The 247-nt window shown below is 71.7% G+C and carries 1 protein-coding gene; it reads right to left on the bottom strand.

From position 1 onward, the window contains the following. On the bottom strand, window positions 1–206 hold a 206-nt coding region (locus KM800_RS15300), incomplete at its 3' end, for a hypothetical protein (protein ID WP_217813844.1). Window positions 207–247: the final 41 nt, after the last annotated feature.

Genomic DNA, 247 nt, shown 5'->3' with positions numbered 1-247 from the left:
ACCCGCTTGGTCTGCGGCCAGTCGGCCGAGGCGGCGGCGTCCAGCCGCGACCAGATGGCGTAGACCATGGCGTCGGGCGCGCCCCGGTCGGGGCTCCATCCCGGCGCGAAGGCGGCGATGAAGGCCGCCAGCGTCCTGTCGTCCACGGCGGTCGTCCCTAGCGACGCCACCTGGCCGACCGAGAGGTCTTCGAAATAGGCGGGCATCGGCGTCTCCAGGCTGGACCTTCCACCTATTGATCCGGGCC

Origin of the sequence: Clostridium tyrobutyricum (genome assembly GCF_019144085.1) — a bacterium.
GTDB lineage: Bacteria > Bacillota > Clostridia > Clostridiales > Clostridiaceae > Clostridium_B > Clostridium_B tyrobutyricum_A.
This window is presented reverse-complemented; position numbering and strand designations above follow the sequence as displayed.